The 26313-nt window shown below is 67.4% G+C and carries 25 protein-coding genes; 7 read left to right on the forward strand and 18 right to left on the reverse strand.

Annotated features, from left to right (window positions below; genetic code table 11):
- Positions 1-40 precede the first annotated feature (40 nt).
- From J7J08_RS00965 to hda, 3 genes are read left to right on the forward strand one after another with little or no spacing between them, the layout of a single operon-like run.
- On the forward strand, positions 41-1165 hold the full coding sequence (locus tag J7J08_RS00965) for a DUF2066 domain-containing protein (protein ID WP_214900647.1): 1125 nt from the start codon (positions 41-43) through the stop codon (positions 1163-1165).
- The gene (locus tag J7J08_RS00970; RefSeq protein WP_214900649.1) at positions 1162-2331 is read left to right on the forward strand and encodes an AI-2E family transporter; all 1170 of its coding nucleotides are present in this window, start codon (positions 1162-1164) and stop codon (positions 2329-2331) included. Before J7J08_RS00965 ends, J7J08_RS00970 begins: the two co-directional genes overlap by 4 nt.
- Positions 2328-3038 carry a DnaA regulatory inactivator Hda gene (hda, locus tag J7J08_RS00975; RefSeq protein WP_214900658.1) on the forward strand — a complete coding sequence of 237 codons (711 nt, stop codon included), beginning with the start codon at positions 2328-2330 and terminating at the stop codon, positions 3036-3038. The genes J7J08_RS00970 and hda overlap by 4 nt, the downstream gene beginning before the upstream one ends.
- Before the next feature lie 150 nt (positions 3039-3188).
- On the opposite strand, the gene murU is transcribed toward hda, so the two are convergent.
- The 4 genes from murU to J7J08_RS00995 all read right to left on the reverse strand — a co-directional run bounded on the left by murU (position 3189) and on the right by J7J08_RS00995 (position 6853).
- The gene (murU, locus tag J7J08_RS00980; protein ID WP_214900660.1) at positions 3189-3890 is read right to left on the reverse strand and encodes an N-acetylmuramate alpha-1-phosphate uridylyltransferase MurU; all 702 of its coding nucleotides are present in this window, start codon (positions 3888-3890) and stop codon (positions 3189-3191) included.
- On the reverse strand, positions 3887-4912 hold the full coding sequence (locus J7J08_RS00985; protein ID WP_214900662.1) for a phosphotransferase: 1026 nt from the start codon (positions 4910-4912) through the stop codon (positions 3887-3889). Before J7J08_RS00985 ends, murU begins: the two co-directional genes overlap by 4 nt.
- Positions 4913-4970: 58 nt before the next feature.
- On the reverse strand, positions 4971-5240 hold the full coding sequence (locus J7J08_RS00990) for a GlsB/YeaQ/YmgE family stress response membrane protein (protein WP_214900664.1): 270 nt from the start codon (positions 5238-5240) through the stop codon (positions 4971-4973).
- Between the two features lie 119 nt (positions 5241-5359).
- Positions 5360-6853 carry a M20 family metallopeptidase gene (locus J7J08_RS00995; protein WP_214900665.1) on the reverse strand — a complete coding sequence of 498 codons (1494 nt, stop codon included), beginning with the start codon at positions 6851-6853 and terminating at the stop codon, positions 5360-5362.
- 325 nt (positions 6854-7178) lie between these two features.
- Here J7J08_RS00995 and J7J08_RS13330 point away from each other — a divergent pair, with 325 nt between their 5' ends.
- The 4 genes from J7J08_RS13330 to J7J08_RS01015 all read left to right on the forward strand — a co-directional run bounded on the left by J7J08_RS13330 (position 7179) and on the right by J7J08_RS01015 (position 10318).
- A complete protein-coding gene (locus tag J7J08_RS13330; RefSeq protein WP_343237694.1) occupies positions 7179-7382 on the forward strand; it encodes a helix-hairpin-helix domain-containing protein in 204 nt (67 codons plus the stop codon).
- A 517-nt stretch (positions 7383-7899) separates the two neighbouring features.
- Positions 7900-8949, forward strand: a complete 1050-nt coding sequence (locus J7J08_RS01005) for a L,D-transpeptidase (protein ID WP_214900669.1) — start codon at positions 7900-7902, stop codon at positions 8947-8949.
- A gap of 149 nt (positions 8950-9098) precedes the next feature.
- Positions 9099-9704, forward strand: a complete 606-nt coding sequence (locus J7J08_RS01010) for a murein L,D-transpeptidase catalytic domain family protein (protein ID WP_251006370.1) — start codon at positions 9099-9101, stop codon at positions 9702-9704.
- Positions 9705-9718: 14 nt separating this feature from the next.
- A complete protein-coding gene (locus J7J08_RS01015; protein ID WP_214900670.1) occupies positions 9719-10318 on the forward strand; it encodes a HutD family protein in 600 nt (199 codons plus the stop codon).
- Positions 10319-10600: 282 nt separating this feature from the next.
- Here the strand turns inward: J7J08_RS01015 and J7J08_RS01020 are convergent, their stop codons facing one another.
- The 14 genes from J7J08_RS01020 to sufC form a co-directional block, all read right to left on the reverse strand.
- Positions 10601-12211, reverse strand: coding sequence for a sulfite reductase subunit alpha (locus J7J08_RS01020; protein WP_214900672.1), 1611 nt, complete (start codon positions 12209-12211; stop codon positions 10601-10603).
- On the reverse strand, positions 12208-13185 hold the full coding sequence (locus J7J08_RS01025; protein WP_214900674.1) for an FAD:protein FMN transferase: 978 nt from the start codon (positions 13183-13185) through the stop codon (positions 12208-12210). Before J7J08_RS01025 ends, J7J08_RS01020 begins: the two co-directional genes overlap by 4 nt.
- An 87-nt stretch (positions 13186-13272) precedes the next feature.
- Positions 13273-14079: a DUF4198 domain-containing protein gene (locus J7J08_RS01030; protein WP_214900676.1), complete on the reverse strand. Its 807-nt coding sequence runs from the start codon at positions 14077-14079 to the stop codon at positions 13273-13275.
- A gap of 54 nt (positions 14080-14133) precedes the next feature.
- Positions 14134-14652: a DUF2271 domain-containing protein gene (locus J7J08_RS01035; RefSeq protein WP_214900677.1), complete on the reverse strand. Its 519-nt coding sequence runs from the start codon at positions 14650-14652 to the stop codon at positions 14134-14136.
- Between the two features lie 35 nt (positions 14653-14687).
- On the reverse strand, positions 14688-15329 hold the full coding sequence (locus J7J08_RS01040; protein ID WP_214901553.1) for a PepSY-associated TM helix domain-containing protein: 642 nt from the start codon (positions 15327-15329) through the stop codon (positions 14688-14690).
- Positions 15330-15687: 358 nt separating this feature from the next.
- Positions 15688-18120: a TonB-dependent receptor gene (locus J7J08_RS01045; protein ID WP_214900678.1), complete on the reverse strand. Its 2433-nt coding sequence runs from the start codon at positions 18118-18120 to the stop codon at positions 15688-15690.
- A 150-nt stretch (positions 18121-18270) separates the two neighbouring features.
- Positions 18271-18699, reverse strand: coding sequence for a hypothetical protein (locus J7J08_RS01050; protein WP_251006334.1), 429 nt, complete (start codon positions 18697-18699; stop codon positions 18271-18273).
- A gap of 106 nt (positions 18700-18805) precedes the next feature.
- On the reverse strand, positions 18806-19492 hold the full coding sequence (locus J7J08_RS01055; protein WP_214900679.1) for a Fe2+-dependent dioxygenase: 687 nt from the start codon (positions 19490-19492) through the stop codon (positions 18806-18808).
- 18 nt (positions 19493-19510) lie between these two features.
- The gene (locus J7J08_RS01060; protein WP_214900682.1) at positions 19511-21832 is read right to left on the reverse strand and encodes a catecholate siderophore receptor Fiu; all 2322 of its coding nucleotides are present in this window, start codon (positions 21830-21832) and stop codon (positions 19511-19513) included.
- Positions 21833-22092: 260 nt separating this feature from the next.
- Positions 22093-22425 (reverse strand): non-heme iron oxygenase ferredoxin subunit, encoded by a 333-nt coding sequence (locus J7J08_RS01065; RefSeq protein ID WP_214900683.1) that lies wholly within the window; start codon positions 22423-22425, stop codon positions 22093-22095.
- The gene (locus J7J08_RS01070; protein ID WP_214900684.1) at positions 22422-22958 is read right to left on the reverse strand and encodes a GNAT family N-acetyltransferase; all 537 of its coding nucleotides are present in this window, start codon (positions 22956-22958) and stop codon (positions 22422-22424) included. The genes J7J08_RS01065 and J7J08_RS01070 overlap by 4 nt, the downstream gene beginning before the upstream one ends.
- A 70-nt stretch (positions 22959-23028) precedes the next feature.
- Positions 23029-24285, reverse strand: a complete 1257-nt coding sequence (locus J7J08_RS01075; protein ID WP_214900685.1) for a cysteine desulfurase — start codon at positions 24283-24285, stop codon at positions 23029-23031.
- On the reverse strand, positions 24282-25544 hold the full coding sequence (gene sufD, locus J7J08_RS01080) for a Fe-S cluster assembly protein SufD (protein WP_214900686.1): 1263 nt from the start codon (positions 25542-25544) through the stop codon (positions 24282-24284). The genes J7J08_RS01075 and sufD overlap by 4 nt, the downstream gene beginning before the upstream one ends.
- Positions 25544-26308, reverse strand: coding sequence for a Fe-S cluster assembly ATPase SufC (gene sufC, locus J7J08_RS01085; protein ID WP_214900687.1), 765 nt, complete (start codon positions 26306-26308; stop codon positions 25544-25546). The genes sufD and sufC overlap by 1 nt, the downstream gene beginning before the upstream one ends.
- Positions 26309-26313 lie beyond the last annotated feature (5 nt).

Consider the following 26313-nt stretch of genomic DNA (forward strand, 5'->3'; position numbering starts at 1 on the left):
GGGCAACAATTCCCCCCGGATACGCTCAATGGAAGTCCTGATGCGCCGCAGCCTCTTTGTAATGACGATCCTCGCGCTGTGCCTGCCGGTGGCCACGATGGCCCAGAGCGGCATGCGCACCGAAGGCGACGTGGCCACGGCCAGCGGGGCCTACGAGGCCGAAGTGCCGGTCAACAGCCAGGGCGAGGCCGACCGCAACGGGGCCCTGGCCCGCGCGCTGGGCAACGTGCTGACCAAGCTGTCGGGCGACCGCAGCGTGCTGTCCCGCCCGGGCGTGATGCAGGCCCTGCGCGATGCGAAGAACTACGTGGCCAGCTATGACTACCGCCAGGACCAGAGCACCTCGGCAACCGGCGCCCCCAGCTACCGCACCATGCTGGTGGCGCGGTTCCGCCAGGACGACGTCGACGGTCTGATCGGCGCGCTGGGCCTGCCGCTGTGGCCGCAGCCGCGGCCCAAGCCGGTGGTCTGGCTGGCCATCGATGATGGTTCCGGCCCGCGGCTGGTCACCGTGCAGCAGGCCAATGCGGCCCGCCCGCTGCTGAACCGGGCCATCGAGCGCGGCTACAAGCTCGGCCTGCCCACCGGCAGTGCCGCCGAGCAGGCCGTGGTCGGCTCGATCTGGCGCCAGGACACCGCTGCCGTGGCCCGCGCCTCCTCGCGCTATGCCCCGCCGATGCAGCTGGTCGGCAAGCTCTACCGCGACACGACGGGCGGCTGGGTGGCCGACTGGGTGTTCGTGGACGGCGGCAAAGAGCTGAACAAGTGGACCGTCAAGGACAGCGACGCCCGCCGCGCGATGTCCAGCGGCGCCGACGGCGCGGCGGACGCGCTGGTCAAGCGTTACGCCAAGGCCGGTGCGGCCACCGGCGCGGCCGGCACCTACACCATCGCCGTGACCGGGGTGGACAGCGCCGAAGACTACATGCGCCTTGCCGCTGGCCTGCGCGAGAACCCGGTGGTGCGCAACATCACCCCGCTGCGCGCTTCGGGCAACCGCCTGGAGCTGTCGCTGGAAATGACCGCCGGCCTGGCCGGGCTGAACCGCATGCTGGGCGACAACGGCGTGATCGTGCCGCTGGATCCGCTGCCGGCGCCGATCGATGAGGACGCAGCACCCGGCACCCCGCCGCCGCCCGCCAGCAACGAGTACCGCCTGCGATGATCCTGACACCGGAAGCCGAGATCGCGCAGTTCCTGCGCCGCATCAAGTACATCCTGTTCGCGCTGGCGGTGGGGTGGGTGGTGTGGCTGCTGGCCCCGATCCTGACCCCGTTCGTGCTGGCCCTGGCGCTGGCCTGGCTGGGCGACCCGCTGGTGGACCGGATCGAGGCCACCGGCCGTTCGCGCAATACCGGCGTGGTACTGGTGTTCGTGGCGATGGTGCTGGTGATCACCGCCGCGCTGCTGATCCTGGTGCCGATGATCGAGCGCCAGATTTCGACCCTGATCGCGGCCGTTCCGCAGGCCCAGCTGTGGCTGATGCAGCACGGCATTCCCTGGTTCGAGCAGAAGACCGGGATGGAAATCATGCCGTGGCTGGAACCGGACCGCCTGATTGAATGGGTGCGCAGTCACTGGGAGCAGGCGGGCGGCTTCGCCAAGACCTTCTTCGGTTACGTCTCGCGATCGGGCTTTGCGATGGTGACCTGGGTGGTCAACATCCTGCTGCTGCCGATCCTGGCGTTCTACTTCCTGCGCGACTGGGACAAACTGGTCGAGCGCGTCGCCTCGACCATCCCGCGCAACCACGTGGCCACCATCACCAAGCTGGCGCGTGAGTCCAACGAGGTGCTGGGCGCGTTCATCCGCGGCCAGTTCCTGGTAATGGTCGCGCTGGGCCTGATCTACGCCATCGGCCTGTCGCTGGTGGGCCTGAAGCTGGGCCTGCTGATCGGCCTGATCGCCGGCCTGATCAGCTTCATCCCGTACCTGGGTGCGACCACCGGCATCGTCATGGCAGTGCTGGCCGCGCTGGTGCAGGCGCAGGGCTTCGACCTGAAGCTGCTGCTCCTGGTGGGCATGGTGTTCACCGCGGGGCAGTTGCTGGAAAGCTATGTGCTCACCCCACGCATCGTCGGCGACAAGATCGGCCTGCACCCGGTGGCGGTGATCTTCGCGGTGATGGCAGGTGGCCAGCTGTTCGGCTTCCTGGGCATGCTGCTGGCGCTGCCGGTGGCGGCGGTGAGCAATGTGCTGCTGCGATATGCGCACCTTCGTTATCGCGAAAGCGAACTGTATGCCGGCGAAAAGACCGCGATCGTGCTTGATTCATACATCGAGAAACCGACCCTGGTCGTCGATGCGCCCAAGGGCCCGGACCTGCAGTGAGCGTAGTGCCGCAACTGCCGCTTGCCCTGCGCTACCCGCAGGACGAGCGGCTGGAAACCTTCATCGGCGCGCCCGATGGTGCGCTGGCGCAGCTGCGCGCCATTGCCGTGGGCGAGGACCCGCATTGGGTGTACCTGGAAGGGGCGGCCGGCACCGGCAAGACCCACCAGGCGCTGGCGATGTGTTCGCTGGCCGAGCAGGTTGGGCGGCAGCCGACCTACCTGCCACTGAAGGCGGTGGTGGGGCGTGTGCGTGCGGCGCTGGAATCGCTGGAAGGACGCGACCTGGTGACGCTGGACGGGCTTGATGCCGTTGCGGGGCGGCGCGACGATGAAGTGGCACTGTTCGATTTCCACAACCGTGCGCGCAGTGCCGGCATTACCTTGATGTACACCGCGCAGCACGCGCCGGACCTGCTGGGCCTGGTGTTGCCGGACCTGCGCTCGCGCCTGCAGCAGTGCGTGCGCGTGGTACTGCAGCCGCTGGACGACGAAGGCCGCGCGGCGGTGCTGCGCGAGCGTGCGGCGCGGCGGGGGCTGTCGATCGACGAAGCGGCCATCGAGTGGTTGCTGACCCGCACCGGCCGCGAGCTGGGCAGCCTGGTCAGCCTGCTGGACTGGCTGGACCGCGAATCGCTCGCCGCGCAGCGGCGCATCACCGTGCCGTTTCTGAGGCAGGTGGTGGAAGAGGGTTCGCAAAGGTTGTGATGCTCTGACGGTAGGGTCGCATTCCGATCAACCGCCGATAACGGTGGCAACGTTCATTTGTGGCATGGCTCCGAATCGAAATCGGCTTCGGCGCAGGTCATGCGTTCGTCGCGCCGATCGGCAGGGTCGGCGGTTGATTGGGATCCAACCCTACCGGAGCGTTGCGTCGAGCGCTGCCAATCGTTCGGGTGTGCCTACGTCGGCCCATCTTCCGCGATGGTGCAGGCCGGTTACGCGGCCGTGTGCCATGGCGTGGCGCATCAACGGGGCAAGGCCGAACTGCGGCGGCGTCGTTGACGCGCCCTCGGTGTCGCCGATGACATCGCGCCATCCGTCGAGGATCGACGGACGAAACACGCCCACACCCGCATACGTCAGCCGCGGCGCATCGCCCGCATCGCTGACCGTGCCATCGCCATGCAGGATGAAATCCCCGCGCGGATGCTGCACCGGGTTGTCGACCAGTACCAGGTGCGCGTCGCCATCAGGCTGCTTCGGGAGAGCCGCAAAATCCACATCCGTCCACACATCGCCATTGACCACCAGGAACGGTGCGTCGCCCAGCAGCGGCAGCGCGTTGAGGATGCCGCCGCCCGTTTCCAACGGCACCGAACCTTCGTCGATGACGTGCAGGCGCAGGCCCCAGCGGCTGCCATCGCCCAACGCGGGTTCGAACTGATCGCCCAGCCACGAGGTGTTGATCACCACGTCGCTGAACCCCGCCGCTGCCAACTGCTCCAGGTGCCAGACGATGAGCGGTTTGCCACCCGCCACCAGCAGTGGCTTGGGCGTGGTGAGGGTGAGCGGACGCATGCGCTCGCCCTTGCCGGCGCTGAAGATGATCGCCTTCATGCGCGGCCGGATACCGGCAGCGCCAGCGCGGCCATCGCGGGTTTGATCCGCTCCTGCAGCAGGCTGTTCATCCCGGCCAGTTCCGGGTGGCGCGGCAGTACTTCATCGAGGTAGCGGATGAAACGCGGCGCGTCGGCGAAGTAGTGGCCCTTGCCATCGCGGTCGCGCAGGCGCACGAACAGGCCGAGGATCTTCAGGTGGCGCTGCACGCCCATCCAGTCGGCATCGCGCAGGAACTGCGGCCACGGCCGCACCGGCAGGCCGGCCGCCTGCGCCTGCGCGTGGTAGCGCGCCAGCCACGCATCCACACGCTCCAGCGGCCAGCTCAGGAACGCATCCTTGAACAGGCTCACCGGGTCGTAGGCGATCGGTCCGCGCACCAGGTCCTGGAAATCGAGCACGGCCGGGCCCGGTTCGACCGGCATCAGGTTGCGCGGCATGAAGTCGCGGTGGGTGAGCACCTGCGGCTGCTGCAGCGCGTTGTCCATCAGACGGCGGTGCGCCAACTGCAGCGCTTCAAGCTCACCGCAGTCCAGCTGCAGTCCCAGGTGGCGCTGCAGGAACCATTCGTCGAACAGGCCGGCGTCGCGCTGCAGCAATGCCTCGCCGAACGCCCCCATGCCCTCGGGCACCGGGATCGACTGCAGGCGGATCAGCTGCGCGAAAGCGGCATCGAACCACGCGTCGGCGTTGGCGTCGTCGATGTGCCGGGCCAGGGTCGGTCCGCCCAGGTCTTCGAGCAGCAGGAAGCCCTGTTCCTCATCGCGGGCCAGCACGCGCGGTACGCGCACGCCATTGGGTTCCAGCAGGTCGTGCATGCGCAGCCACGGGCGCACGTCTTCCAGCCCGGGCGGCGAATCCATCACGATGTGGCTGCCGCGCACGCTGGTGGCGCGCCAGTAGCTGCGGAAGCCGGCATCCACCGACGCGCGGTCCAGGTGCAGGTCGGGGTCATTCAACGCCGTGCAGGTCCACTGTCGGCGACGTTCGGCGCGCAGCGGGTCGGAAGCGGGATCGTTCATGGACAGGTACATCGAAACGGCGCCAGGTGGCGCTCGGGGAAAAGAGGGGGGAGGGTGTTCAGCGTTTGCTGCTGAAAAGGCGCAGCACGGCCAGCACCGCGATGGCCCCCAGGAGGGCGCCGATGAAGCCGGCCGGTTCACCGCGCGAGTACCAGCCCATGTACTGGCCGAACCACCCGGCGACCAGCGCGCCGACGATGCCGAGCACGATGGTCAGCAGGCAGCCCATGCGGTTGTTGCCGGGCATCACGAAGCGCCCGAGCAGGCCGACCACGAAGCCGACCAGGATGATGTAGAGCCAGCTGGAGCTGCCGAACAGACCATTCATCGCGTGATTCCTGCAGGTGATGGACGCAGCCTATCAAAAGGCTGCGTCCCTCGACGTAGCGCCGGGCTCTGCCCGGCTGTCGGCGGCCGGGCAGAGCCCGGCGCTACGCTACGCGTCCGTCAGCAGCAGCCGTGGCCGCCGTGGCGGGTGCCGCTGTCGGCAGCCACCGGCGAGCCGCTGGTTTCGCCGCGCAGGCTGGCCGCGTAATGCTCGCTGATCACCTTGGACACGCACGCGGTCACGCGCTTGCCCATTGGGATGTGCAGGAACTCGTTCGGGCCGTGCGCGTTGGAATGCGGGCCGAGCACGCCGGTGATCATGAACTGCGCACCCGGGAACTTCTCGCCCAGCATGCCCATGAACGGGATCGAGCCGCCTTCACCCATGTACATCGCCGGCTTGCCGAAGAAGGTCTGGCTGGCCGCGTCGATGGCCTGGGTCAGCCACGGCGCCATCGCCGGCGCGTTCCAGCCCGAGGAGGCCTTTTCCAGGTCCAGCTTCACTTCCGCGCCGTTCGGCGGGTCGCGCAGCAGGGCTTCCTTCAGCAGTTCGCCGCAGGCCTTGCCGTCGGCGGTCGGCGGCAGGCGCAGCGACAGCTTCACCGCGGTATGCGGGCGCAGCACGTTGCCGGCCGAGGCCAGCGGCGGCATCCCGTCCATGCCGGTCACCGACAGCGCCGGGCGCCAAGTGCGGTTGAGCACCAGCTCGGTGAGGTCGTCATTCATCGGCTTGAGCCCGTCGACCATCGGGAACTTCTCGAAGATCTCGGTATCCACCACCTCGGCGGCGCGCTTGGCCTGGGCCTGGCGCTCTTCCGGGATTTCAACGTGCATGCCGTCGAGCAGGATACGGCCGGTGTTCTCGTCCTCGATCCGCGACAGCAGCTGGCGCAGCAGGCGGAAGCTGGACGGCACCACGCCGGACGCATCGCCGGAGTGCACGCCTTCGTTGAGTACCTTCACCGAGAAGTTGCCGCCGGTCAGGCCGCGCAGCGAGGTGGTGCACCACAGCTGGTCGTAGTTGGCGCAGCCCGAATCCAGGCACACCACCAGCGACGGCTTGCCGATGCGGTCGGCCAGGTGGTCCACGTAGGCCGGCAGGTCGTAGCTGCCCGATTCCTCGCAGGCTTCGATCAGTACCACGCAGCGCGCGTGCGGCAGGTTCTGTTCCTGCAGGGCCAGCACTGCGGCCAGCGAGCCATAGATGGCGTAGCCGTCATCGGCGCCACCACGGCCGTACAGCTTGTCGCCGCGCAGCACCGGGATCCACGGGCCCAGGTCATCGTCCCAGCCGGTCATTTCCGGCTGCTTGTCCAGGTGGCCGTACAACAGGATGGTGTCGTCGCCGGTTTCGGCGCCGGTGGCGGGAATTTCCAGCAGCAGCAACGGCGTGCGGCCTTCCAGGCGCACCACCTCGACCTTCAGGCCCGGCAACGACTGGGCGTTGGCCCAGGTTTCCATCAGGGTGACGGCCTGCTCCATGTAGCCGTTTTCGACCCAATTGGCGTCGAACATCGGCGATTTGTTGGGGATACGGATGTATTCGACCAATTGCGGAACGATCTCGCTGTCCCACTTTTCACTGACGAATTGGCCGAGCTTGGCGCTGTCCATCTGGTACTCCGAGTGCATATGGCTGATCCCGCCATTCTACGCCTGCACCGGGGGTAGGGATTTCCCTACACCACGTCAGGTATTTAGCTGGCTGTGTGAAGGTGATGTGGACGATAGGCTGTGTGTATGTGGCGAGGGACACTGACTGCTCCGACGGGATGCCGGCAGGAGTCGGTCCAAAGTCACAGGGAGCTACACGGTGGGGCCTTGGTTTTCGTGGAAGGCGCTTGTGCTGGGACTGCTGTTGACCGGAACCGCCCTGGCGGCCGAACGGATCAACATCAACACCGCCGACGCGTCGACGCTGCAGCAGGGATTGGCGAACGTGGGGCCGCACAAGGCCCAGGCGATCGTCGCGTACCGGCGACAACACGGACCTTTCCTCCGGGTCGAGGACCTGGCACGGGTGAAAGGGATAGGGACAGCAACGGTCGAACGGAATCGGCGACGGATGACGGTGGGGGCCAGGGTGGCGCCCACGGCGGCACCGCCCAGGAGGGCAGTACCGGCACCCGTACCAAGGCGCTGACGTAAGGGATTCGGTCGCGACCGGCACGACGCCGGTCACGGTTGCAGGGCAGGAGCCGGCAACCACGGCAGCTGCACGGAGGCGGCACGCAGGGACGCAGCGCGGAAGGATTGGCGCGGATCCACCAGGACGGTGGCATCCAGACCCGGGAAGGGGAGGGATGGCGGAACAATATACGGCCGAGTGCATGGAGCATGGCCGGCACCCACACTGGGCAGGACGCACAGGGGGAAGGCGGGATGCCGACAAGGATGTAATGATTGCCCGGTTTTCACACGGAGGTGTGGCCGGGCAATTTTGTTTGTGGCTGTTTGGCTTCGGTGGGTTTCAACGTCGGCCAGGTCCGTGTCGCCGCGCGTGTTGCGGTGTTGGATGCTTGGGCCGCGCTGCGCGCGGTTGACACGCATGGCGTGTCACTACGAATTGTGACGTGCGCAGGACGATGGCGTTGGCCATATCGGGCATCATGCGTAGCGACACGCCATGCGTGTCCTCGACCCACCCGAAGGATGCCTACATGCTCTCGCGTCGCGCGCTGCTGACTTTCGCCGCCGGTTCCCTGATCGCCGGTTCGGCTCTCCCGGCATGGGCTGCCACAACGCCCACCAGCACCGCTGCCCCCGCCGGCCCCACCGACCTCAAGCCTGGCCAGTTCCTCTGGCATCCGGAAATCTCGCCGGCCGGTCCGATCGTGCTGGTGGTCAGTCTAGACGAGCAACGCGCCTATGTGTATCGCAACGGCATCGCGATCGGCCTGAGCACGATCAGCTCGGGCAAGGCCGGGCATGAAACGCCGACCGGGGTGTTCACCATCCTGCAGAAGGACAAGGACCACAAATCCAACCTCTACAACAGCGCGCCCATGCCCTACATGCAGCGGCTGACCTGGGATGGCATCGCGCTGCATGGCGGCAACCTGCCGGGTCACCCGGCCTCGCACGGCTGCGTACGCCTGCCGCAGGCGTTCGCGCAGAAGCTGTTCGGCGAAACCAAGCGCGGCGATACCGTGGTGGTGGCCGATGCCAAGTCTGCGCCGATGACGCTGGCCTACCCGGCGGTACTGGCCCCGGTCAACAGCACCGGCAAGACGCTGCTGGAAACCACCAACGCGCCGGACCAGTACTGGAATGACAGCGCCGCACCCTCGGGCCAGGTGGGCATCCTGGTCAGCCTGCACGACCAGCGCGTATACGTGCTGCGCGATGGCGTGCTGATCGGTGAGTCGCGACTGGAAGCCAAGGCGCTGCCGGCGTTCGAAGGCACCACCCTGTTCGTGATGCAGGACGGCTATGCGGACACCGCCAGCCCGCTCGATGCCACGCAGAAGCTGCACACGTGGACCGCCTACCCGCTGTTGGGCCAGAGCGCAGGCAACGCCAGCCCGGACCTGCTGGCCACGCCCAGCCTGCCGATGGCGCTGCCGCCGTCGTTTGCCGCGCAACTGTACAAGGCGCTGGTGCCGGGCACCACGCTGCTGGTGACCAGCCTGCCGGCGGTTCGGCCGGTCGCGGATGAACAGAACCTGCAACCTGTCTTGGAATCCGACTCGGGCGGGGCCACGTTGTAGCCATGGCTGGCCGCATTCCGCTTTCCCTGCTGATGGGTATCACCGCGCTCGCCCTCCCCGGGGGCGATGCGAGTGCCGGTAGCGCCGGCCGTCGGCCGGCCCAGGCGGTATCGGGGGTCGGCCAACGGCCGGCGCTACCGGCAGAACAGATGGTCGAGATGATGGCGCGCGCCGCGCCCAATGCGGACCGCAAGGTGCTGGAGTTGGCCGCCAACGCCATGACCTGCGCGCTGCGCCGTCCGGAGCTGGGGGTCGACCCGGGTCGCTTGAGCGTGATCGACTATTCGCGTCCCTCCACCGAGCAGCGCATGTGGGTGTTCGACCTGGCCCACCAGAAGCTCCTGTTCGAGGAGTGGGTTGCGCATGGCCGCAACAGTGGCGGCAACGCGACCGAGCATTTCTCCAACCGCGATGGCAGTTTCATGTCCAGCCTGGGCGCGTTCACCGCCAAGGAGACCTACATGGGCGGCAACGGGTACTCGCTGCGGTTGGAGGGGCTGGAGCCGGGCTTCAATGACAAGGCGCGCGACCGCGCCATCGTCATCCACGGCGCGCCGTACGTGAACCCCACCATCGCCCGGCTGCAGGGCCGGCTTGGGCGAAGCCTGGGCTGCCCGGCGGTGCGCCTGACGGTGGCGCGGCCGTTGATCGACAGCCTGCGGGGCGGGGCGATGGTATTCGCCTATTACCCCGACAATGACTGGCTGGCGCGCTCGCAGCTGCTCAGCAGCGACTGCGGCGGCAGCGTCGGCTGAGGCACAATGGTGGCATGTCGACCGCCACCGCACTGAGCGCTGCCACGCGCGTCATCCCGAGTTTCGAATACCGCCGCGAGCGTTGGCGGAATGGCCTGGGCTGGACGCGCGAGATCCTGCGCGTGCCAGACAGCGACGACTGGCAGGTGCGCTTGTCGATTGCCGAGATCGAACAGGATGCGGCGTTCTCGGTGTTCCCGGGCATCGAGCGCGAGCTGGTGCTGCTGCGCGGGGAAGGACTACGGCTGCGCTTCGCCGATGGTGCGGTGCATGCATTGATGCCGCCACACGATCGCCTGCGCTTTGCCGGCGAAGCGGAGGTCCAGGGCGAGCTGGTGGACGGGGTGACCCACGACTTCAACCTGATGTGGCGGCGCGACCAGGTGGATGCCGAACTGCTGCACCGCCCGCTGGTGGGCAGCATGTTCTTCTTCACCGAACCGGGCACGGCGTGGGCGATCCATGTGTTGGCCGGGCAGGCGCTGTTCGAAGGCGAGCCGGATCTGCCGCCGTTGCAGCAGGGAGATACCGCGTGGCTGGCGGCAGGACCGCGGCGTCGCTTTGCGTTGCGCGGTGGTGGCGAGCTGCTGGCGATTCGTGTGGACAAACGATGATGTCGACTTGCTGGTAGGGTCGCATCCCAATCGACGACGTGCATGGATGCACAAGTGGTGCGGCCGCAGGACGCGGAAGAGCACCGCCACCGATGGCGGTGCAACGTTCATTGGCGGCATTATCGTCGGCGAAAACCGTCTCCGGTGGAGGTCATGCGTTCGCCGCGGCGATGGGCCGTGCGTACGATCGATTGGGATCCGATCCTACCGGTGCGCGGCCGCTGGGGGTTCCGATGTACGCCGGTGCATGGGTGTTCCGGGATCCGCGTACATGCGGTGCGATCAATACACGTCGCGGCGGTAACGCCCGGCCACGATCAATGCTTCTTTTCCTTCGCGGCCCAGCGCCTGTTCGATCACCGCATCCACTGCCGGGGCCATGCCCTGCAGGCTGCCGCAGACCAGGATCGTGGCGCCGTCGCGGACCCAGTGGCGCAGCGTGTCCCGCTGCGCACGCAGGCGGTCCTGCACGTAACGGTGCTCGCCGCCGTCGCGGCTGAACACGGTATCCAGACGCTCGATCACGCCGTCACGCTGCCAACGCTGCAGGTCGTCGTTGAAGTAGAAATCATGCGCGGCGGTACGCTCGCCGAACAGCAGCCAGTTGCGCCCGGCGCCACGCTCGACACGTGCACGCAGGTGCGCGCGCAGGCCGGCGATGCCGGTGCCGTTGCCGATCAGGATCAGTGGCGCGCCCGGCGCCGGTGCGTGGAAATTCGGGTTGCTGCGGAAGCGAAGGTCGATGCGCCCGCCCAGCGCCGCGTGATCGCACAGCCAGCCGCTGCCCAGCCCCGGCGTGCCATCCGGGCGCAGCAGCCGGCGCAGCAGCAACAGCACCTGGCCTTCGGCCGGCATGCTGGCAATGGAATACTCGCGGTGCGGCAACGGCTTGAGCGCGGCCACCAGTGCCGCGTCGTCGGCCGGCACCGCATCGGGCAACACCGGCAGGTGCGAACGCGCCAGCCACGCGCGCAGCGATTGCCCCTCGACCACCACCGCGCCATCGCGTGCGTGCGTGGCCAGCCATGCATCGACATCGGCCGGACTGTGCTGCGGACCGATCTCCGCCACATCGCCGGCCTGCCACGCCGGCAGCACGCCATCGACCGGCACCAGGCTTACCCGCCACGTCGCCGCGCTTGGGCTGCCGGGGTTTTCCTGGCGGCGTGCGTGCAACTGCCAGGGCTGGTACTGCGCAGGCGCCCAGTCGGGCAGCTCGGTGGCATTCCCGCCGAGCTGGCCCAGCAGCTGCTGCCAGTGGCGCAGCGCGGCCGGGTCGGCGTTGTCCACCTCCACCGTGTCGAACAGGGGGTGGGCGCCGTGCTGGCGCAGCCACGCGTCGAGCTGGCGGCCAAAGGCGCAGTAATGACCGTAACTGCGGTCGCCCAGGGCCAGCACGCCGTAGTGCAACTGCGGCAGCGCCAGATCCTGTGGCATGACCCGCCGCAGGAACGGGAGGGTGTGGTCGGGTGGATCACCTTCACCGGTCGTGCTGGCGATCAGCAGTGCCCGGCTGGTCTGCTGCAACACTGCAGCGTCCACCTGGTGCAGACCGCGCACGCGCACCGGCATACCTGCCGCGCGCAGCACCTCGGCGCTGCGCTCGCACAGTTGCCGGGCGAACCCGGTCTGGCTGGCCCAGACCAGCAACAGGGGCGCTTGGCCGGATGCGCGGGCGGTATCGTCGCGGCGGCGGCCGCGCCACCCCAGCAGCGCGCACACTGCGGCGTAGGCGGCGAGGCTGCCTGCCGCCCAGCGCCAGTGCGATGCCAGTGGCGCACCCACCCACCAGTCTTCCTGCAGATGCAGGCGCAGCAATAGCCACGCCAGTATGGCCAGTAGCGCCATCACGGCGATATTGCCCAGCACCGCGCGCGAAGGGCCGCGCTTCATGTCGCGGCCTCGTGTTCGGCCAGCAGCCCGGCAAATGCCGTGCTCAGATGTTCTTCGATGCCGTGCGCACTGCGGGTGATGAAACGTGCGGCCAGGGCGTGTGCGTTGGCGAACGCAAGCCCTGCCTCCGCGCCCATCACGGTCAGTGCGGTGGCCCAGCCATCGGCGTGCATGGCGTCGCGCGCGACCACCGTTACCGCCGCCGCAGCGCGGCTGACCGGTGCGCCGGTGCGCGGGTCCAAGGTGTGGCTGTAGTGCGCGCCGTCATGGGTGAACTGATGCCAGCGGTCGCCGGAGGTGGCGATGGCCAGGTCATCCAGCGCCAGCACGCGCGGCGGATGCGAAAGCTGCGCTTCTTCTTCGGGACCGGCTTCGACCAGCACGCGCCACGGCTGCCCATCGGGCTTGCGGCCGTAGCCGTGCAGCTCGCCGCCGACTTCGACCAGTGCCGCGGCAATGCCTTGGTCGCGAAGCCAGCGGCTGACCAGATCCACGGCAAAGCCCTTGGCGATGGCCGAAAGATCCAGTTCCAGTCCACCGGGTTGCAGCAGGCAGCCGTGCTGCCAATGCAGACGTTGCCAGCCGCAGCGGGCCCGGGTCGCGGTGAGCAGTGCAGTGTCGGGCACGCGTTGCGCATGTGCCCGCGCACCAAAACCCCACAGTGCTACCAACGGGCCGACAGTGGGATCAAACGCACCATCGCTGCGCTGCGCGATATCGAGCGCGCAGTCGACGACCTCGGCAAACAGTGCGGGCAGCGGCAACGAGGTACCGGCCGCCGCGCCATTGAATACGGAGATGGCGCTGGCCGCCTCCCAGGTGCTCATCTGCGCCACCACGGCATCCAGTTGCGCCTGGATGCCCGCATGCAGCGGGTGCAGGTCGCGGCTGGGCACCACGGACAGTTTCACCTGCCAGGTGGTGCCCATGGTGTGGCCGCCGAGGCTGGCAATGTCGAGAACGGGAGCGGTCATGAGTGGGTACATTACGAAATGATCGTAGCGCCGGGCTCTGCCCGGCTGCTTTGCCGGGCAGAGCCCGGCCGATGGCCGGGCGCGCGGTTATTGCGGCAGCACTTCGAGGGTGGCGACGTAGTTCAGGCGGCGGTTCTTGGCCTGCTTGAGCGTGGTCTTCCTGTCTTCGCTGCTGGTTTCCAGCCAGTACATGCCGGCGTCGGGCCAGGTGACCGAGAACTCGCCCTTCTTGTCGCTGGTGACCTTGATCTCTTCCTGGGCGTTGCGATAACGCGTGCCGCCGCGGGTGATCTCGAAGGCCAGGCCGGCGCGCGGCTTGCCGTCGACCAGCACGCGGAATTTCGCTTCTTCACCGGCAACCAGGTCGTTGGGGTGGCCCACGGCCACCAGCTCGATGCCCGACTTGGTTGGCGCGAGCGCGGTGTCGTTGGGGGTGCCGTTGGTGACGAAGGTTTCGATGCGGTTGACCGACTGGCTCACCTGCAGCTTTTTGGCCTTCTTCGGCACTTCGGTGGCGAAGTTCGCCACGGTGCCGCGCCAGCGCTTGGGCTTGCCGTTTTCTTCCCAGCTGGCCGACAGGCCGTTGTTGACCGAGGCCAGGCGGTAGGTGCCCTGTTGGGTCAGTTCCACATCGAACACGCTGCGGAACTTGCCGGTGGAGGCGTTCTGCGGCTGCACGGTGGTGCCATCCGGCGCGGTGATGACCAGGCTTTCCAGGCGCAGCGGCACGTGGTTGAAGTAGAACAGGTCGTTGGACACCGCCGCATCGACGGTGATCCACGGGTGTTCACCGGCGATCACGGTCTGCGAGGGCTGCAGCCAGGCCTTGTGGGCCAGGGCGGAAAACGGAAGTGCGGCGGCCAGGGCGGCGGCCAGGACGAGCGAGCGCTTCATCAACAACTCCATGTACGGGTGAGGGGTGCCCTCGACGGGGAGGGCAGTGAAACATCAGGGCTTGGACGACAGCGTGACCAGGCCGAGTTCGGTGCTGCCCTGCGCCTTGCCGGTCTGCGGCGCGGTGGCCGGCCAGGTGAAGGGAATCTTGACCAGCTCACGGCCGCCGACTTCGCGCACCGCTTCGACCACCAGCGTGTAGTTGCCTGGTGCCAACGACTTCAGGGCTGGCTGCTGATCGGTGAAGGACAACGCATGGGTACCGGCCGGCTTGGTCGGCCCGGTCACGCCATCCACCGGCACCTTCAGTTCGCGGCCGCTCTTGCGCCACCACTGGCGCAGGTCGGGCAGCCACTTGGTGCCGTGGCCTTCGCTGTTGCCGGTCTGCTGGTACCAGACCGAGAGATTGGCGGCCACCTTCTGGTCGGCCCCTTCCAGCCACGCGGCCACATACGGGCGGTGGTACTCGGCCACGTTGAGCTTGGGCACCTCGACGTTGATGTCCAGGGTGGTGGCATAGGCCGGTGAGGTGGCCAGCAGGCCGCTCAGGGCGATGGTGAGGGTGACGCGCATGGATGCGGCTCCGGGAAGGGGGAAAATGAAAGGAATCAGTGGATCAGGATCAGGGCGATCAGCAGCGGCACCATCAGGCCCAGGCCGACCAGCGGCCAGGTCATGCGGCGCTGGCGGGCATGCAGGTGCAGCAGGAACAGGCCGGTGATGCAGAACACCAGGCAGGCCACGGCGAACACATCCAGGAACCAGCCCCAGGCAGGGCCCGCGTTGCGGCCCTTGTGCAGGTCGTTGAAGTACGAGACCCAGCCGCGCGAGGTGGCTTCGTACTCCACTGCGCCGCTCTCGCGGTCGATGCTCAGCCAGGCGTCGCCGCCGGGACTGGGCATGGAAAGATAGAGTTCTTCCGCGGACCATTCGGCCGGGCGGCGGCCGATGGAAATGCCCAGCTCGCGGTCCAGCCAGCGGGCGGCGGGGCGCGGCACCGGGGCGTTGCCATTGGTGCGGTCACCCAACTGGCCCAGCAACTCAGCCGGCAGTTCCAGCTGGCGGTTGACCACCTGCGGGGTGGCCTCGATCTTCGCTGCATGATTCAGGGTGATCCCCGTGGCGGCAAACAACAGCATGCCGATCAGGCACACCGCCGAACTGATCCAGTGCCACTGGTGCAGGGTACGCAGCCAGAAGCCACGGCGTTGCTGTTGCTGCACGGCAGAGGAGGGCGAAGGGGTGGTCACGGTCACGACGAAAGGAACGAATACCGAATTACACCATTGATGAGAATGGTTCGCAATTGTTGGTCGCGATGCCGTTCCACGAGGGCCGGCCAACGGCCGGCGCTACCGCTGTCTCCGGAGCCGTGTCGAGCTATCCGGATGTATCCGAAGTCGACACGACGTATCCGGATCCAAATGGGCACGTAACAATTCGTAGGTCCGGCCGTTGGCCGGACACCGCGCGCAGCGCGGCGCAAGCCCCCGAAGCCGGACATGCAATCGCCCGCACCCATCACCCCGGAGTTTAGACCCACCGGAGCCGTCCACCAGGTGTGCACACCCCAACCGGCACCCTACCCCATGGCCGGGCGCCGACAGCTCAGAACTTCGCGTTCAACGAAATCCAATGACTCCGCCGCTGATCCTTGGTCGCGTAATCATCCACACAGTTGAATTCGCTGTCGCTGATCAACACGCACGACTGCGAGACGAAATCCTTGTCGAACAGGTTGTTCACCCGCGCGTTGACAGTAAGCCACGGGTTGATGTCCCAGCTGCCGCCCAGATGGAAGATCGTGTAGTCGTCGTAATACCGCACCTGCGATGAACTCACCCCACCCACATTGCTCCCCAGCGTGTCGCGATACCGGTCATACCGCCCTTCGCCGATCAGCGACAGGCTCACCGCATCGCTGACCTGCCAGTTGAGGCTGGCATTGGCCATGTGCCTGGCCGGCGTGGTGGTACCGCCCACCGGCTTGCCCTTGTCCACGCCGCTGGTCTGCTCGGACTTCGTATACGTGTAGTTGCCACGCAGCTGCAGGCTGTCCAGCAGGTCCACGTGTGCGGCCGCTTCCACGCCACGGGTTTCCGCAGTGTCGATGTTCACGCTCTGACTGAAGGTGCTGTAGCCCAGCGCCGCCCAGCCCGGGCCGACGTCCACGCAGTAGCCGCTGCCGGCCGGCGCCACTTCGCAGTTCGGGAACGTGCCGCCGCTGGCGATCTTGTCGTCGAACCTGTTGAGGAAGCCGGTGAGGTTGAAGCCCCAGCGCTCGCCCTCGTAGTAGCTGGCGATTTCATGGTTGGTGCTGGTTTCCGGCTGCAGGTTGGGCGAACCCACCAGTGGCAGCACGCCCTGCCCACCGAAGCCGGTCACACCCGGGAACAGCTGGTCCGGGCGCGGGGTCTTGTAGCCGGTGCTCACGCCGCCCTTGAAGGTCCAGGCATCGCTGGCATTCCACACCAGGTACGCGCGCGGGCTGACGTGGCTGCCGAAGATGTTGTGGTCGTCGTAGCGCACCCCCAGGGTGGCGGTGAGCGCATCGGTCAGCGCCCAGTTGTCCTCGGCGAACACCGACCACATGCGGTGCTTCTGCCTGACGTTGTCGCGGTAACCGGCGCCGTCCATGCCGAACACGCCGTCGATCATGTCGGTGTCGGTGTACTGGCCGCCGACGGTCAGTTTGTGCGCGTCGAAGCTCATGTCCAGCATCGTGTCCAGCACGTAGCCTTCCAGCTCCATGGTGCGCAGCGGGCGTGGCAGGAAGGCTTCCAGCCGCGCCATCTCGGCCGGGTTGAGCGCGGTCAGCGCATTGGTCCGACCGGCGGCGCAGTTGTTGGCCGCGCCGGTACGCAGGCACACGTCGTTCCACAACGTCTGCAGGTCGGCGCGCTCGTCCAGGGTCAACGGCAGCGAGCGGCCCAGGTTGTTGCTCCTGGTCTGGGTCAGCGTGGTCTGCCAGGTGCCGAAGGAATAACGGCCCTGGTGGCTCAGCGCCAGCTGGTCGCGCTCGTAGCGCTGGTAGGCGGTGTAGCCCACGCGCGGCTGCACCACGCGGCGGGTGACCGTGCCGGTGCCGTTCGGGTTCGGAACGGTGGCAGTGCCCACGCGCCACAGGCTGGCCAGGCTGTCCAGGGTACCGGTCTGGCCTTCGCTGTTGTCGTACTTCTGGCGGGATACGTCGTAGTCCAACGACAGGTCGTGGTCGTCATTGATCGACCAGCTCAGGCGCACGCCGGTATTCCAGTGGGTGTTGGCCACCGCCTTGCCGCCGCCGCCGAAGCCGATGCTGCGCTCCCACAGGGTGCCGTCGGGCAGGGTCAGCGCCTCCCATTCCGGGTTGGACGCTCTGGCGTCGTAGTAGCTGCCGCGCACGGCTACGTCCAGCCGGTCCTTGACCAGTGGCCCGGTCAGGTACACGTCGGTGGTGCGCGCATCGCCGAACTGGTCGTCCTGCTGCACGGTGAAGCCCTGGGTAACCGAGCCGTGCCAGCTGTCCTGGTTGCGCCGGGTGATGATGTTGATGACCCCACCCATGGCATCGGAGCCGTACAGCGTGGACATCGGGCCGCGCACCACTTCGATGCGCTCGATCGCATCCAGCGGCGGCAGGTAGGCGAACTGGCCGCCGCCGAAGTTGTTCGGGTACAACTGGCCGACATTGCTCTGGCGGCGGCCGTCGATCAGCACCAGCGTGTATTCGGACGGCATGCCGCGCATGGAAATGGTGGCGCGGCCGTTCTTGTCGGTGGTTTCCATACCCACGTCGATGCCTTCCACGTCGCGCAGCGCGTCCACCAGGCTGGTGTAGGGGCGTTTGCTCAGTTGTTCGCGGCTGACCACGCTGATGCTGGCCGGGGCATCGGTGATCTTCTGCTCGAAGCCGGAGGCGGTAACCACCACCTGGTCCAGGGTCCGGGGGTCGCCGGCGACATTGCCTGCGGCGAAGGTGGGCGCGCTGATGGCAGTGAGCAGGGCGATGCTGAGCGTGCGGCGGGACAGGGACGTGCAACGACGATGGCGCTGGGCCATGGCGGGTTTCCTCGGAAAAGATGCGAATGCGGGAACGCCGTGGCAGGAGGCCGCAGCGGAATCAGGAAAGGGGTGGTCAGCCCGCAGCGCGGGCAGGGGCAATGCGGTCAGCCGGAACCGTGCGCGATCAAGGCGCAGGCGGTGACGCGGTCAGCCTTGCGGCGGGGCTTGTCCGCGTTGGATGCGAAGACCGGGCGGCGCGCGCAACGGCGTGGCGGGCGCCGAATCGACCGCAGGCAGCGTCTCTGGCGGCAGCTCGGTCAAGGTAGCCATCAGGGCACCGATGGCGTCCACCCGCAGTACCGGCTGCTCGCGCAGCGGTTCGACGGCAGGGCGCGCACTGGCCATGCGGCGTGGTTTCGCCGGTGATTCTTCCTGCAGCCGGTGTTCACCGGCGGGGCGTTCTTCGGCAGGCTGCTGCAGCACCAGTGCGGCGGTACCGGGCAGTTGCGCTTCAACCAACGGCAGAGTGCCGAACAGCATCGACAGCAGGGCCAGCCACGCCAGTACCGTAACCAACGCAGGCCGCTGCCCACGCATGGCGGGGGCAAAGCTGCGGTGGCGGTGCGGATGGCGCAAGGTGGGATTCCGATCCAAGGCGCGCCGGCAGGTCCGGTGCGGCGGGGATTGTAGATAGCGTTTGTCACAAACGCAAATAGGAATGATTTACAGGTGTGGGGATCCGTCAGGTCTCGCTCCAGCGCCGCAACAGGTTGTGATACACCCCGGTCAACTGCAGCACCGCCCCCGGATCGGCACCGGTCACGCGCAGCTTTTCGATCGCGCCATCCATCTCAAGCAACATCCGCCGAGCACTGTCGTCGCGGACCATGCTCTGCACCCAGAAGAACGACGCCAGCCGTGCGCCCTGCGTTACCGGGTTGACCTTGTGCAGGCTGCTGGACGGGTACAGCACCAGGTCGCCAGCGGGCAGCTTCACCTCATGCTCGCCGTAGGTGTCGCTGATGACCAGCTCGCCGCCCTCGTAGTCCTCCGGCGCGTTGAGGAACAGCGTGCACGACACATCCGAACGCAGGTGACTGCGCTGGCCGTCCGTCCCCGTGATCATCACCGCGCCATCCACATGGAAGCCGTATTCGCCGCCGCCCTGGTAACGGTTGAAACGCGGCGGCAGGATCCGCAGCGGCAGTGCGGCGGCGAAGAACAGCGGGTGCCGTTCCAGCGCCGCCAGCACGATCCGGCCCAGCTCGGCCTTCAGCGGGGACGCGTCGGGCAACTGCTGGTTGCGTTTGACCTGCGCGCCCTGCACGCCCACGGTCTCGCGGCCGTCGGCCCAGTCCGCCGCCGCAAGCGCGCGCTGCAGGTGGGCCAGTTCGTTGGCGGTGAGGACATCGGGAACGTGCAGGAGCATGTCAGGTCCTTGGCGGGTTCAGAAGCGGAAGTCCGCGCTGAACAGCACGCTGCGCGGGGTACCCGGGGTGTAACGGTAGCCGCTCTTGTTGATCGCGGCCACATAGTCCTTGTCGAACAGGTTGTAGGCGTTCAAGCGAAGCACCAGGTGCTCGTTGATCTCGTACGAGGCCACCGCGTCGTACACCGTGTACGACTTGGTGAACGCCGGGGTGCCCACCGCACCATCGGTGCCACGGTGCATCTGGCCGGCGTAACGCACGCCGCCGCCCACGGTCAGGCCGAACGGGAAGGTGTAGCTGGTCCAGCTGGTGAAGGTGGCGCCGGGGGTGTAGGTCAGGTTGCGGGTGCCGTCCGCTGCCACGTTGGCGCCTTCCTCCACTTCGGTATCCAGGTGGCTGTAACCGGCCGATACCGACCAGTTGTCGGTGATGCGGCCCACTGTGGACACTTCGATGCCCTGCACCGACTTCTTGCCGGTCTGGGTGGGGTTGCCGGCATCGTCCAGCACCTGGGTGTTGATCTCGTTGCTGACTTCGGTCTTGAACAGCGCCACGTTGAAGGCCAGCGCATCATCGAGGAACGCCCACTTGGTCCCCACTTCCAGCGTCTTTGCCTTCTGCGGGTCCAGGCTGGGGTTGTCGGCGCTGCTCACCGAACTGCTCAGCTGGAAGTTGCTGCCGCCCGGGGGCTGCTGGGACAGCGCATAGTTGCCGTACAGGCTGACGATGTCGCCGACCTTGTACACCGCGCCCAGCTTCCAGTTGAGCAGGGTGTCGGAATGCTCCAGCGACGGATTGGGAACCACGGTGCCCACCGGGTTGCTGCCGCAGGCCGGGCCGCGCCCGCCGCATACCGACGCGCTCTGGTACTCGGTTTTGTAGTGGTCTGCGCGCAGGCCGGCGGTGACCAGGAAGCTGTCGGTGAAGTGCAGGGTGTCGAACAGGTACACCGAGGAGGTGGTGGTCTTGCCGCGGCTGTCGGCGCCGTTGTGCGCCCAGGTCAGGCCGGTGGCGTTCCAGTCCGGGTTGTACAGGTTGGCCGGCGACCAGGTGGTGCCGTTGGTGGCGGCCTGGCCGAAGCTCTTGAGCTCTTCGCGGGTGAACTCCACCCCGGTGCTCAGGTTGTGCACGATGGCGCCGGTGCTGAAGTCCGCGCGCAGGTTGAGCTGGTCGGTGAGGATGGTGTTCTGCTGGTCCTTGAAGGTCGGCAGGCTGCGCGCGATGGTGTAGGTGGCCAGGTTGTCGGGGGCGGTATAGCGGATGTTGCCGCTGGGCGCGCCGTTGGCCCCGCGGGTGCCGGTGCCCATGAACGCGGTGAGCATGTAGTCCTGGTCGGTGCGGCCCCAGCGTGCGGTGTTGGTCAGGCGCACGTTGTCGTTGAAGTCGTGCTCGATGCGGAAGGTGGCCATCTTCGCGGTGACATCGTCATGGTCGGCGCGGGTGCCGTAGAAGTTCTCCGGGTTCACCGGATGGCCGGCCAGCTGTTCCAGCGAGGGCTGCGGCGTCCAGCCGGGCAGGCCCAGGGTCGGCACGCCACCGTCGGGCACATTGTCCTGGTCCACGTACAGCAGGTTGAGGATGTAGCGGGTATTGGTGCCCAGCCCGAACGCCAGCGACGGCGCGATGCCCCAGCGCGAGTTGTTGACGTGGTCACGGCCCGGCTGGTCGCTGTCCTGCCACATGGCATTCAGGCGCAGCGCGCTGGTGGCGCCCAGGGTCTGGTTCCAGTCGGCAGTGCCGCGCAGTTGGCTGTCGCTGCCGGCGGCCAGCGTGCCGCTGACCGCGTCATGCAGGTTGGCCTGCTTGCTCACCATGTTGATCGAACCGGTGGGCGCGGAGCGGCCGTTGTCGGTGCCGGCCGGGCCCTTTGAAACTTCCACCTGTTCGGTGTTGAACACATCGCGCGAGATCGAGCCGACATCACGCACGCCGTCCACGAAGATGCTGCTGGAGGTGTCGAAGCCACGCATGAAAATGCTGTCGCCGGTAGTGGTGTTGCCGTTCTCGCCGACGTAGAACGTGCCTACGCCCGGGCTGTTGCGCAGGGCGTCGGTCAGCGTGGTGGCGCCCTGCTGGGTGAACAGGTCGCGGCTGATGATCTGGATGGTCTGCGGGGTGTCCTGCAGGGACTGGGTGAACTTGGGCGAGGCGACCTTGTCGACCTTGAGGCCGCGCGAGGCCTGCACCTGCACCTGGTCCAGCGTGCGCGGCGTGTCGCTGCTCGACTCGGCCTGGGCGGCAACCGGCAGCAGGGCCAGGCTGAGGCCGGTGACAAGGCTGGCGGTGGCCAAGCTGGCGGCACTGCGGGCGGGGGAGGGATGCTTGCGGCTCTTGATCATGGTGGTGGAAGACCTGGGAACGGATGGGGAATGCAGCGGGCGCACAGGGGATGCGCGCACGCGGGAGGCATGGACGGTCGATCGGATATGGAAAGGCGTGGTGCGGACAGCGGTCAGCGGCGCGCGAGGTGGAAGACCCGCGCGGCAGCGAATGACGGTAAATTAACAGAAACGATAATGATTCGCATCCAGCAACCTGCGCTGGGCATCACAGAATCGACCATAGGCCCATTCAGGTTTTCTATCGCTTGTGCCGTGACTCAGTCGCGGTCGTCGCGGGTCCAGACCCCGCCGTGTTCCAGCTTCACCGGGAACTTCGGCACCGGTGAATAGGCCGGCGCGCACAGGGCGCGGCCGTCGCGCACGTCGAAGCGCGCGCTGTGCAGCACGCATTCGATGCTGCCTTCTTCGATATTGAAGGTGCCCGAGGACAGCTCGAATTCCTCGTGGCTGCACTGGTCTTCAAGGGCGTACAGATCGCCGTCCAGGTTGAACACCACGATCGGCGTGCCGGTGACCTCATCGAAGGTGCTCTTCATTTCGCCGGGCAACAATTCGGCCGTGGCGCAGACGAAGGTCCAGGTCTCGCTCATGCGTGGGCCGCCAGCGGCTTTTCCAGGATTTCAAAGCGCAGGTCGTCGCGCTTGGGAATGCCGAAGCGCTCATCGCCATACGGAAACGGCTTCTTGATCCCGGTGCGCTGGTAGCCGCGACGCTCGTAGAAGGCGATCAGCTCATCGCGGATGTCGATCACCGTCATCTGCATGACCGGCATGCCCCATTCGCGCGCGGCGTGGGCTTCGGCGGCCTGCATCAACTGCTTGCCGATGCCGCCGCCCTGCTGCGCCGGGTCCACCGAGAACATGCCGAAGTAGCCCTTGCCATGGTCGTCGGCGATGTGGGCACAGGCCAGCAGCTGGCCGTCGCGTTCAGCCAGCAGGACGGTGCTGCGCGGGCGCTCGATATCCGCCTGCAGGCCGGTTGCGTCAATACGCGCACCGTCCAGCATGTCTGCTTCGGTGGTCCAGCCGGCGCGGCTGGCGTCGCCACGGTAGGCCGAAGTGACCAGGGTGATCAGGGCGGGAATGTCGGCCAGCGTGGCCGCACGGAAGGTCAGGGTGGTCATGGCGTCATTCTAGAGCCGGGCGACGGTGGCGGGTAGCAGCGCACGGCCGTCGGTCGTGCGCTACCGGCAGTCAGCCCAGGAGCTTGCGGACCTTGGTCAACGCTGCGATGAACCGCTCGATTTCCGCATGCGTGTTGTAGAACGCCAGCGATGCCCGGCACGTGGCCGCCACGCCGTAGTACTGCAGCAGCGGGTGCGCGCAGTGCTGCCCCGAGCGGATGGCAACGCCTTCCAGGTCCAGCAGGGTGGCCAGGTCGTGCGCATGCGCGCCTTCGATCAGGAACGACACTACCGCTGCCTTGTCCGGCGTGGTGCCGAAGATGCGCAGGCCATCGATCCTGTTCAGTTCTTCGGTGAAGTGCGCGAGCAGTTCGCCTTCACGCGCTTCCACATGCTCCAGGCCAAGCGATTCGAGGTAGTCCACGGCTACGCCCAGGCCGATGAAGCCGGCGATGTTCGGGGTGCCGGCTTCGAACTTGTGCGGGGCGTCGTTGAACACGGTGCCGTCGAAGCTCACTTCCTTGATCATCTCGCCGCCGCCGAGGAAGGGCGGCATGGCATCGAGGTGCTCACGCCTGGCCCACAGCGCACCGGTGCCGGTGGGGCCGCACATCTTGTGGCCGGTGATGGCGTAGAAGTCACAGCCGATGTTGGCGATGTCGACCTTGCGGTGCGGTACGGCCTGCGAGCCATCCACCACGGTGACGATGCCGCGCTTGCGTGCTTCACGGCAGATCTCGCGCACCGGGTTCACGGTGCCCAGCACGTTGGAGACATGCGCTACGGCGAGCAGCTTGACCTCGGGGGTCATCGCCTTGCGCAGGGCGTCCAGGTCCAGCGCGCCTTCCGGGGTGATTTCGGCTACGCGGAGGGTGGCGCCGGTGCGCTGGGCGACCAGCTGCCAGGGCACGATGTTGGCGTGGTGCTCCATGCGCGAGACCAGGATGACATCGCCGGCCTTCAGGCGCGGCAGGGCCCACGAGTAGGCCACCAGGTTGATCGCGAAGGTGGTGCCGCTGCACAGCACCAGCTCGCTGGCGCGCACGTTGAGGAAGCGCGCCAGCTTGGTGCGCGCACCTTCGTAGGCATCGGTGGCCTCGGTGCCGAGTGCATGTACCGCGCGGCTCACGTTGGCATTGTAGCGGCGGTAGTACTCGTCCACCGCGCCGATCACCTGCACCGGCTTCTGGCCGGTGTTGGCGTTGTCGAAGTACACCAGCGGCTTGCCGTGCACTTCCCGCATCAGCAGCGGGAAGTCCAAGCGCACGCGGTCCCAGTCGGGGGCGGCGACGGTGTCGGCCACCGGGCGCGGGGTGGAGAGATTCATGCCACGCCTGCCTTGGCCAGCGCGATGTCCAGCTGGCGGCGCAGCTGCTCGGTCAGGCGCGCGTCGAGCATGTTCAGCGGCTCGTGGCAGAACGCGGCGCTGAGCAGCTGCTGGGCCTGCTGGGCCGGCAGGCCGCGCGAGCGCAGGTAGAACAGCGCATTGGCATCGAGCTGGCCGACGGTGGCACCGTGGGCGGCCTTCACTTCGTCGGCGTCGATCACCAGCGTGGGCTGGGTATCGATTTCGGCGTCGGCGGAGAGCAGCAGGTTCTTGTTGGACAGGTTGGCGTCGGTGCCATCGGCGCCGGCACGGATATGGATGCCGCCGTGGAAGACCACGCGGCTGCGGTTGGCGGCCACGCCGCGCCACACCATTTCCGAGGCGGTATCGCGCGCGATGTGTTCGATGCCCAGGCGGGTATCGACGTGGCGGCGGCCGTTGCCGAGCAGCACGCCATTGGCGGTCAGCTGGGCGTTGTCGCCTTCCAGGCGCACGTTGAGCTCGTGGCGGCTCAGTGCGGCGCCCAGCTCCAGGTCCACGCGGCGGTACTGCGCGTTTCGGGCCAGCACGGCGTCGGTGCGCAGCAGGGCGGTGGCGCGGCTGCCGTCGGCCTGCACGCGGGCATGCGAGAGCACCGCGTCCTGGGCCAGGTGCACGTGCACCAGGGTGTTGCCCAGGTGTGCGGCGTCGCCCGCATCCAGGTGATGCTCGACCACGCCGAGCGCGGCACCGGCACGCAGTTCGATCAGGTGGCGGTGATGCCAGGCCAGGTCGCTGCCACCCGCGGCGCTGATGAAGACCAGCTGCAGCGGGGTGTCGACCTGCACGCCGTCATCCACGCGCACCAGCACGCCTTCATCGGCGAGGGCGGCGTTGAGGCGGGCGAAGATCTCTTCGCTGCGCTCGAAGCGGCGGCCAAGGAAACGCAGGGCGTCGTCACCGGCGGCCAGCGCCGAGGACAGGGTCTGCACCTGCACGCCGGCCGGCAGCGCGGATACATCGCTGTGCGCGGCGGATGGGCGGCCGTTGACGAACACCAGCCGCGGCGACGGAATGTCGGCCAGCAGGGCAGGGTCGATCCCGGGCGCGGCCAGTGGCGCGGGCTGGAACGTGCGGCGTTCGAGCTGGCGCAGGGAGGTGTACTTCCAGGCTTCGCTGCGCGGACCGGGCAGGCCCGCCTGCAGGGCAGCATCGAGTTCGGCGCGGCGGGCGTCGCTGCCGCAGAAACCGGCGGCGAGGGAGTCGAGCAGGGCGCTCATCAGACCGCTGCCTCCGGCACCACGCGGTCCTTCAGGAAGTGGTAGCCGTGGGCTTCCAGTTCCAGGGCCAGCTCGGGGCCGCCGCTCTGCACGATTTTGCCATCGGCCAGCACATGCACCACGTCCGGCTTGATGTAGTCGAGCAGGCGCTGGTAGTGGGTGATGACCAGGAACGAGCGGTCCGGCGAGCGCAGCGCGTTGACGCCGTCGGCCACGCTCTTGAGCGCATCGATGTCCAGGCCGCTGTCGGTCTCGTCGAGGATCGCCAGCTTCGGCTCGAGCACGGCCAGCTGGAAGATCTCGTTGCGCTTCTTTTCGCCACCGGAGAAGCCTTCGTTGACGCCACGGTGCAGCAGTTCGTCCTTCAGGTGCAGCACGGCCAGCTTCTGGCGCACCAGCTTGAGGAACTGCATGGAATCGAGTTCTTCCTCGCCGCGCGCCTTGCGCTGGGCGTTGAGCGCGGCGCGCAGGAAGTAGGTGTTGTTCACGCCGGGAATTTCCACCGGGTACTGGAAGGCCAGGAACAGGCCGGCGGCGGCGCGCTCTTCCGGCGCCAGCTCCAGCAGGTCGCGGCCTTCGAACTGGACGCTGCCTTCGCTGACGTCATAGCCTTCGCGGCCGGCCAGCACGTTGCCCAGCGTGGACTTGCCCGCGCCGTTGGGGCCCATGATGGCGTGCACCTGGCCGGGCTTCACGTCCAGCGACAGGCCCTTGAGGATTTCCTTGTCGCCGATGCGGGCGTGGAGGTTTTCAATCTTCAGCATGGTTG

Origin of the sequence: Stenotrophomonas sp. ISL-67, from assembly GCF_018612915.1 — a bacterium.
Taxonomy (GTDB): domain Bacteria; phylum Pseudomonadota; class Gammaproteobacteria; order Xanthomonadales; family Xanthomonadaceae; genus Stenotrophomonas.